At 51.7% G+C, this 7,668-nt stretch carries 7 protein-coding genes; 4 read left to right on the forward strand and 3 right to left on the reverse strand.

What is annotated here, in order from left to right; genetic code table 11:
- Positions 1-611 precede the first annotated feature (611 nt).
- Positions 612-1,646 carry a phosphoribosylformylglycinamidine cyclo-ligase gene (purM, locus tag DFR77_RS11920; RefSeq protein WP_003692893.1) on the reverse strand — a complete coding sequence of 345 codons (1,035 nt, stop codon included), beginning with the start codon at positions 1,644-1,646 and terminating at the stop codon, positions 612-614.
- 240 nt (positions 1,647-1,886) lie between these two features.
- Between purM and DFR77_RS13885 the strand changes: the two genes are divergently transcribed.
- The 3 genes from DFR77_RS13885 to DFR77_RS11940 all read left to right on the forward strand — a co-directional run bounded on the left by DFR77_RS13885 (position 1,887) and on the right by DFR77_RS11940 (position 4,145).
- Entirely contained in the window at positions 1,887-2,075 is a 189-nt protein-coding gene (locus DFR77_RS13885; RefSeq protein ID WP_003689039.1) for a hypothetical protein, read from the forward strand.
- Positions 2,076-2,334: 259 nt separating this feature from the next.
- Positions 2,335-3,324, forward strand: coding sequence for a tyrosine-type recombinase/integrase (locus DFR77_RS11930; RefSeq protein ID WP_003689040.1), 990 nt, complete (start codon positions 2,335-2,337; stop codon positions 3,322-3,324).
- A 341-nt stretch (positions 3,325-3,665) separates the two neighbouring features.
- A complete protein-coding gene (locus DFR77_RS11940; protein WP_002241413.1) occupies positions 3,666-4,145 on the forward strand; it encodes a DUF4760 domain-containing protein in 480 nt (159 codons plus the stop codon).
- Between the two features lie 59 nt (positions 4,146-4,204).
- Here the strand turns inward: DFR77_RS11940 and DFR77_RS11945 are convergent, their stop codons facing one another.
- Positions 4,205-7,249, reverse strand: coding sequence for a tape measure protein (locus DFR77_RS11945; protein WP_003698593.1), 3,045 nt, complete (start codon positions 7,247-7,249; stop codon positions 4,205-4,207).
- Positions 7,250-7,278: 29 nt separating this feature from the next.
- Complete coding sequence (locus DFR77_RS11950; protein WP_003689043.1) at positions 7,279-7,428, reverse strand: hypothetical protein; 150 nt, start codon at positions 7,426-7,428, stop codon at positions 7,279-7,281.
- 76 nt (positions 7,429-7,504) lie between these two features.
- On the opposite strand from DFR77_RS11950, the gene DFR77_RS14465 reads away from it, so the two are divergent.
- The gene (locus DFR77_RS14465) at positions 7,505-7,627 is read left to right on the forward strand and encodes a hypothetical protein (RefSeq protein WP_257243867.1); all 123 of its coding nucleotides are present in this window, start codon (positions 7,505-7,507) and stop codon (positions 7,625-7,627) included.
- Positions 7,628-7,668 lie beyond the last annotated feature (41 nt).

Below are 7,668 nucleotides of genomic sequence, written 5' to 3' on the forward strand. Positions count from 1 at the left end.
AGTGGATTAAATTTAAACCGGTACGGCGTTGCCTCGCCTTGCCGTACTATTTGTACTGTCTGCGGCTCGCCGCCTTGTCCTGATTTTTGTTAATCCGCTATATTATTTAAGCGAACTTCTTGGTTTTTGTTTGGTTCGTTACGGTCGCTCCGGATAATCAGCCCTTTCGGGCGCGAATGCTGTGAAGGGTCGGCAGGTTTGACCGTAATATCCGCATTGCCGGTTACGGTATTGTCCGCATTATTAAACTCAAAACCGATGAGTTCGCCGGAATCGGTACGATTGACTGAAATAGCATTTATCGCGGGAGGGGTGGGGGGGCGGAAAAAGCCGTTACAGACATAGATGAAATCAAAACACTTAAAATTGTTTTATTATGGACGGATTGCTTCATAAAACGCTCACATTTCGGAAAATAGGATGAATACGATGTAGGAATAAACAATATTTTATGATTATATCATTTTATAGCATTATCGAAATATGATGAAGAAGTTTAAGCCGCCATACCGGGCAAAATATCAGTTTGCAGAACTGTGTTGCGGATACGCGTTTGGAAGATGCGGAAATGCCGTCTGAAACAAATTCAGACGGCATTTGATGCTTGGAAGTCAGGCAACTTGGGTTTGATGCTCGTTCCCTTGACGCTCTCGGATGCAACCCAAACGGTACACTGTCTCGCCCTGCCCGCTCAGGAATGACCGAACCGCATCGGCATCTTCGGCAGCAACGATGACGACCATACCGATGCCGCAGTTAAAGGTCCGGTACATTTCTTGGGTTTCCACATTGCCCGCCTTTTGAAGCCATTGGAAGAGCTTGGGCAATTCCCACGATTCGGCATCGATTTGGGCAACCGTGTTTTTAGGCAACACGCGCGGCACGTTTTCGGTAATGCCGCCGCCGGTAATGTGCGCCATACCTTTAATGGTAAATTTTTCCAAAGCGGCAAGAATCGGTTTCACATACAGACGTGTCGGCGCAATAACGGCTTCACGTAAAGTTTTGCCATTATCAAACTCGGCATCCAGATCGGGATTGTCGCGTTCGATGATTTTACGGATAAGGGAATAGCCGTTTGAATGTGCGCCGTTGGAAGCCAAACCCAATACCACATCGCCCGCGCCGATGCCGCGGCCGGTAATGACATTCTCTTTTTCCACCACGCCGACGGCAAAACCCGCCAAATCGTATTCACCAACGGGATACATACCCGGCATTTCGGCAGTTTCCCCGCCAATCAGGGCGCAGCCGGATTCTTCGCAACCTTGGGCAATGCCTTTGATGACATCGGTCGCACGCGGAACATCCAATTTACCGCAGGCAAAATAATCCAAGAAAAACAATGGTTCAGCTCCTTGAACCAAAATATCGTTGACACTCATTGCAACAAGGTCGATGCCCACCGTATCGTGTTTGTCCCAATCGAAGGCAAGTTTGAGCTTGGTACCCACGCCGTCCGTACCGCTGACCAATACGGGGTTTTGATATTTTTTGCCGATTTCGACCAATGCGCCAAAACCGCCCAAATCCCCCAATACTTCCGGACGCATGGTGCGTTTGGCAAACGGTTTGATTTTTTCGACCAGTTGGTCGCCTGCGTCGATACCGACGCCCGCATCGCGGTAACTCAATGAAGTACTCATCGTTTTTCCTTGGTAAATGGGGATTGGACGGTAAAATAACGGGGCGTATTCTACCTTATTTCGCGTTTGCAGGTTCAGATTTTTAGACAATATTGTAAACAATCCGCCATATGCCCGCGCGTGTCGGGTTTGGCGGGGCCGTCCGCAGGATTAACGGGCAGAAACCCGCCTGCCCTTCCCCTCAATTTCTTATATATCGCGTTCCATCAAAAGACGCATTGCTTTTCTTAACCATTCCTTTTGGCAGACGGGCGGAAGGGTTTTTTTGATGCCATCATCAAAATCAATATTTTCTTCTTTCCGGTTAAAACCCCGACATTAGGGGCGGCGAATCCGATTGCGGGCGGAAGCACCCGCTTCCGATTCGGTGCGGAACAAATGGCGGTGCTTTATGTGCCGTTTTGTGTGTTGAAACACATAGGCAGATAAAAAGCCGCCCGCTGAAAAGCAGACAGCTTATATTTTGTGCCACCGAATTGTCCCAATAATCATTAACAATATGATTTATATATTTTTATTGGTGCGGACGGAGCGCATCTACGCTTATTCTACGTCCGCACTTCTTTCGTCTTTTTAAATCTATTTATCCCTACATATCAAAGCATTAAATTTAATATAGCCCTATTTTGCCCCGCTTTATATCTGTTTTGCTCTATTATATTTGCACCCGAATTGCACCCGAATAAATATGGCAACCATCACTCAACGTAACGGCAAATGGCGCGTACAAATCCGTATGAAAGGCGTTTCCCGTTCCGCCACATTTGAGCGGGCATCAGACGCGAAGGCGTGGGCGGCGCGAATAGAGTCGCAAATTATGGACGGCATCCAAGGCAATGCCCCGCGAAATACTATCTTTGCCGACCTTATCCGGCGGTATTTATCCGAGGTTACACCATCAAAGCGGGGCGCACGGGAAGAATCATACCGCATTGGACGCGCACTAAAAACACCTTTGGCAAAGGTGCGGCTTGCCGACCTGCGCCCTCAAGACTTCGCCGATTGGCGAGATCAACGGTTGCAGGAGGTATCCCCCACCAGCGTCGGACGCGAATTAACCACTTTATCCGCCGTCTGCGAACACGCCATGAAAGAGTGGGGACTTCTTCGCGAAAACCCTGTACGCAAAATCAGCAAGCCGAAAAAAAGCCGGGCAAGGACAAGACGGCCAACCGAGCAGGAAATTGCCGATATTTGCGCCGCCCTCCTATACCGGCCTAATGAGAAACCGAAAATGGCGGTGCAACGGGTTGCCGTTGCCGTCCTATTTGCCATCGAAACCGCCATGCGGGCAGGCGAAATCTGCGGCCTAAAATGGGCAGATGTGAATATGCGGCGTCGTATTGCCCACCTCCCAATAACTAAAAACGGCGACAGCCGTGACGTGCCATTATCCTTGCGAGCCGCCGAACTAATAGAGCAACTGCGCGGAATTGATGACACATGGGTGTTTAGCCTGGATGCCAAAAGCCTTGATGTATTATTCAGGCGAGCGCGGGATAATTGCGGCATACAAGGCCTGCATTTTCACGACACCCGCCGCGAAGCCCTCACGCGCCTATCAAAAAAAGTGCCTGTGGAGGTCTTGGCAAAAATCAGCGGGCATCGGGATTTAAGGATTTTACTCAATGTTTACTACCGCCCCGACATGGCGGATATTGCAAAAATGTTGGATTAAAATATTTTTATTTAAAAACATAGGGCACACTGCGTATTGAAAATAAAGAGGAAAATTAATTATCTTCGGTTTCAAAGGTTCATTAAAAAAGAATCTATAAAAAATGCCGTCCGAAAGCCCTTCGGACGGCATTTTTATTGAAAGGCTCTCTTCAACCGCTTTACACGAAGGCGGTTTTTTTGTATAGTCCGGTCCGCGGGGTGCGGAATCTTGAAAATAGTCAGGCAATGCCGTATATTCCGACGCAAGGATTTATTCTCAACATCAGCTTAAGGGGATGACAATGGGGCATATTTATTCGGAAAGCCGTGATTTCCGCCTTTCAGACGGCTGGGACGGCAATGACTGACAACCTAATACAGATAGCAACGCCGATATTGACTGTTATCGGCGTTTTTGTTGCCGCTTACGGCATCATGAGGAATACGGAAAACGCCAAAAAGCGCGCCACCATCGACATGATCATGGCCGAACGTAACAATGCCGCCCTTCAAGAAGCCATAACCATAGTAAACGGGCTGGCAAAAACAGACGGATGCATACTCGCCACCTATACATCAGATACCCCGGACAAGAAGAAAGACCGTGAAGCCATACTGACAGTTTTAAACCAGCGCGAATTTGTCTGTGCGGGCGTATTGGGCGGGGCGCTGCACGAGAAAATGTATAAAGATTTCGAATACTCCATGCTGTTACGCGACTGGGACAACCTAAGCAGCTTCATTTTTGAAATACGCCGTATCAGGAGCGCGCCGACGGCCTTTCAAGAATTTGAAGCCGTAGCCCGGAAATGGAAGAAAAAGCCTCTGAAAACCAAATAGCTTAATAGCTTGACGTACGCCGCAACATAGGCCGTCCGAACCTTTCGGACGGCATTTTCTCAGACAAATTTAAAGTCCCGTTTCATCTGCTTCAAGAGCTTCGCCAAATCGTTTTTATGGATGAAATCGCCTCCTGTCGAATTGATGATGACGGTGCTGCCGCCTCCCTGCTGATCCGCCATTTCACGGATGGTTTGGGCGTGTTCTGCGGGTAAGACCATCTCGTTCTCGTGCAGTTGGGTCAGCGGGTTGATGCCTGCCGGAATGTCCCAGCCGCCTGCCGCCGAGGGAATGCGCGTCGTGGTTGTGGTCGTTTGAGAACCGCCGCCGCCCATCAGTCCCATTACAGCCGACATCATCGCCGCCATAGCCGCAACGGCAAGAATCGGGCCGACATATGGGATATGCGCCTGGGAAGCCGCCGCGCCTGAAGCCGCTTGAACAGCATTACTACTGACAACCGCCGTTGTCTCGGTTGCCTTAGTTGCCGCCGTCTTGGCTGCCGCCGCTGTCTCCAGCGTTTCCTTAGTTCCGAAAATCATCTTGTAAATGGCCGATTCCTCAACCATGCGCCGCATCAAGCCCGTCAAAGGTTTCGTAACCATTTCCTGAATAAAGGTTTGCCCCATACTTTTGAAGAAACCGTTCATCGCCTGCCTGAAGTTCTGCGCCCTCGCCAGCATGGCGGTGAACGCCTGCCCCATCTGCTGCTGTGCTTCCTGCCAAACGTTCCTGCCGCCGTCTTGCAGCATTTCCATGACGTTGGGCGCGTCTTTGCGGCGTTGGTTTTCGCGTTTGCCCTCGTTCTTCGCCTGCGTCCGTTCGTGCCCCCGCCCCAATTCGCCCATTTGGGCCTTGAGCTTGCCGATTGCCGCCTGACTGTATGCCGGGTCTTGTTCGGCAAGTGCGATGCGTTCCTGCAATGCGTCATAGGCGATTTGGTAACGGCGGTTTTCAAACTCGATTTCCAAGTCCAGGCGTTCGAGTTGCGAAATACGTCCGTCTGCCAGGGCTTGGTCTGCCGCGTCTTTCTCCATCTCCAGCTTGTGCTTGTCCAATTTCTCCCATTCGGCCGCCTGATTCATTTTGGCTTCGGTTGACTGCTTCGATAATTGGTCTTCAAGCGTCAGGATTTTTTCGCGGATTTTCACGCCCGTTTTGCCGTTGGCGTCCACCGTTGCCAGCTTCGCCCGCCAATATTCCGCCTCACGCGCCAAATCCCATTCTTGGTGTGCGAGCGTTTCGCGCTGCATTTCGCGGTGTGCGAGTTTTCGGGCTTTGATTTCCCCTTCCCAAGCCTGCATCGGGTCTTTGGCCGCGCCCGGACCGCCCGAACGGGATTTGCCCCCTTTGCCGCCGCCCTGATTTGCGCCCGGCTTTTTCCGGGCGGTTTTGGCGTGTCCTCCGCCGCCGCGTCCCTTGAGGGCATCGGCTTCGTGAATATCGGCGGCCCGTTCGCGGACGGCATTTGCCATTGCGCCGGCGCGGTCTTTCGTCAAGCTGTCATGAATACGCTCGCCAAGCCCGCCGTCGTCCATCCGCCCCATCCGAACCTTGTTCAGCTTTCCAATGCCCGATATCCCGGCCATCGACGCGGCTTTGTTGGCAAAGTCAATCATGCTGTTAATCATGCCTACCGCTTTGTTTATCATCCGTTCGATCGCGGAAATAAACACGTTGCCTATGGCCTTGCCGAGATTGGCGAAGAATTGCGGCATATCGTTTGCGGCTTCTTTAATCAGCATCCAGCCGGTTGCGAATATGTTGATATAAACGTTCACATACGCGCCGATTGCGCTTGAGATGACGCTCATCACGCGCCCGAACAACGACGGCCAGCCGCCCGCGCCCTCGTTCAGCCGGCCTGTCAGCCCGTCAAACCACGATTTGACGGTTCCCACCGCTTCCCCGACGGTTTCCGTGATGATTTGCCAAACCGCCCGAATCACATCGGAAAGATTCGACCAGCCGCCGCCGAAAACATCGATTTCATCGCCGAATTTCGCAATCAGCCCGACAACCGTGCCGATTGCGACGGCAATAATCCCGAACGGGTTTGCCAGCAGTGCAAGATTCAAAGCCAGTGTCGGTGCAACGGCGGCGGCAACGGCAACGGCAAAACCTGCGACGATCGGAACAACCAAATTAAGGTTATCCGCAATCAGTTTAATAACGGCGGCAATCCCCGACATTGTGCCGCTGTCGTTCAGCAGTTTTGAAACCATGCTTTGCCAGTTGTTCGAGAACACCGTCAAAGCCTGCCCCATCGTCACGGGCATTTTGGCCGCCTGCTCCCCGAACTTCTCCGACGCGCCGGAAATGGCTTTGAAAATCACATCCGCCGTCAATTTCCCTTCGCTGCCCAGCTTTTTGATTTCAGCGCGGGATTTGCCCATATATTCCGCAATGGTATCCAGCAAAATAGGTGCGGCTTCGGAAATGGATTTAAATTCATCGCCCTGCAATACGCCGCTGCCCAAAGCCTGCGATAACTGCATCAGCGCGGCGGCCTGTTGTTGCGCGCCAACGCCGCCGATGGTCATCGCGTTGTTGGCCGCCTCGGTGAATTTTAAAATTTCCTGCTGCGTGTAGCCGTAGTCTTTCAACGCGCGGCTTGTGGAAACGTACAGGTTTGCCGTTGATTCAAGCGATGCACGGGTACGGTTTGCCGTATCGAGAAGCTGCTGCTGCACGGCCAGATACTCCGTTTCAGACGACGTGACTTGTCGGACTTGGCTGTTTATCGACTGCATCGCATCGGCGGTATCAAGCACCGATTTGGCGAAGTCTGCGGTTGCTAATCCTGCCAGCAGTTTGGTCAGCCCCGATAAGCCTGAGCCGATTTTACCCACTTCGGCCCTAACCTTTTCAGACGCCTGTTGCGCCTGATTGCCCGCCGCTTCAAATCCCGCTTTCACATCGGCGTGCAAATTGCGCATGGTCTCGTGCATACTGTCGATTGCAGCTTTAAAGCCCTTTGCGGCATTATCGCCGCTGCTGCGCATCTTTTCCGCCGCCTTATCAGCATCGGCGGCGGCCGAATCAAAACCCTGCTTCGTATGGTTTTCTACCGTTATCCTGACTTTGGCTTCCAAATCGCTCATTTACAGCCCCAAATAAAAAAGCCGTCTTTTCAGACGGCATAACGTTTCAACATTTCCCGATAATTCGCCAATTCCTGTTCGGCAAATTCAAAGGCCTTCAAATCGGCACGATCGCCCGCATTTCGGCGCCCGTCCGGCCGGCAGGCGGTTTGTTTTTCACAAAATCCTTCGGCGTTCATCTCTGCACCCTGTCAAAATAAAAGGCTTTTTTGCAACCGCTTTACACGAAGGCGGTTTGACGCGCAGGTAAGAACAATGCCGTCCGAAAGCCTTTCAGAGTGCGAAGCCTGCCCGCAGGGTGCGGCATCGGTTGTTGTCCGGATCGGTACGGCATTTTCATTTCCGCCCATTATTGGTGCGCTTAATAATTTTGTATAACGCCCCCTTCGCGCAAACAAAACGGCAAAAATTTGCCGCGT

Origin of the sequence: Neisseria gonorrhoeae (assembly GCF_003315235.1) — a bacterium.
GTDB lineage: Bacteria > Pseudomonadota > Gammaproteobacteria > Burkholderiales > Neisseriaceae > Neisseria > Neisseria gonorrhoeae.

Excerpts from the sequence above, each read along its gene's own strand:
- DFR77_RS11945 (WP_003698593.1), bottom strand. The coding sequence starts at position 7,249 with ATGAGCGATTTGGAAGCCAAAGTCAGGATAACGGTAGAAAACCATACG.
- DFR77_RS11950 (WP_003689043.1), bottom strand. The coding sequence starts at position 7,428 with ATGAACGCCGAAGGATTTTGTGAAAAACAAACCGCCTGCCGGCCGGAC.
- DFR77_RS11940 (WP_002241413.1), top strand. The coding sequence starts at position 3,666 with ATGACTGACAACCTAATACAGATAGCAACGCCGATATTGACTGTTATC.
- DFR77_RS14465 (WP_257243867.1), top strand. The coding sequence starts at position 7,505 with ATGCCGTCCGAAAGCCTTTCAGAGTGCGAAGCCTGCCCGCAGGGTGCG.
- DFR77_RS11930 (WP_003689040.1), top strand. The coding sequence starts at position 2,335 with ATGGCAACCATCACTCAACGTAACGGCAAATGGCGCGTACAAATCCGT.
- purM (WP_003692893.1), bottom strand. The coding sequence starts at position 1,646 with ATGAGTACTTCATTGAGTTACCGCGATGCGGGCGTCGGTATCGACGCA.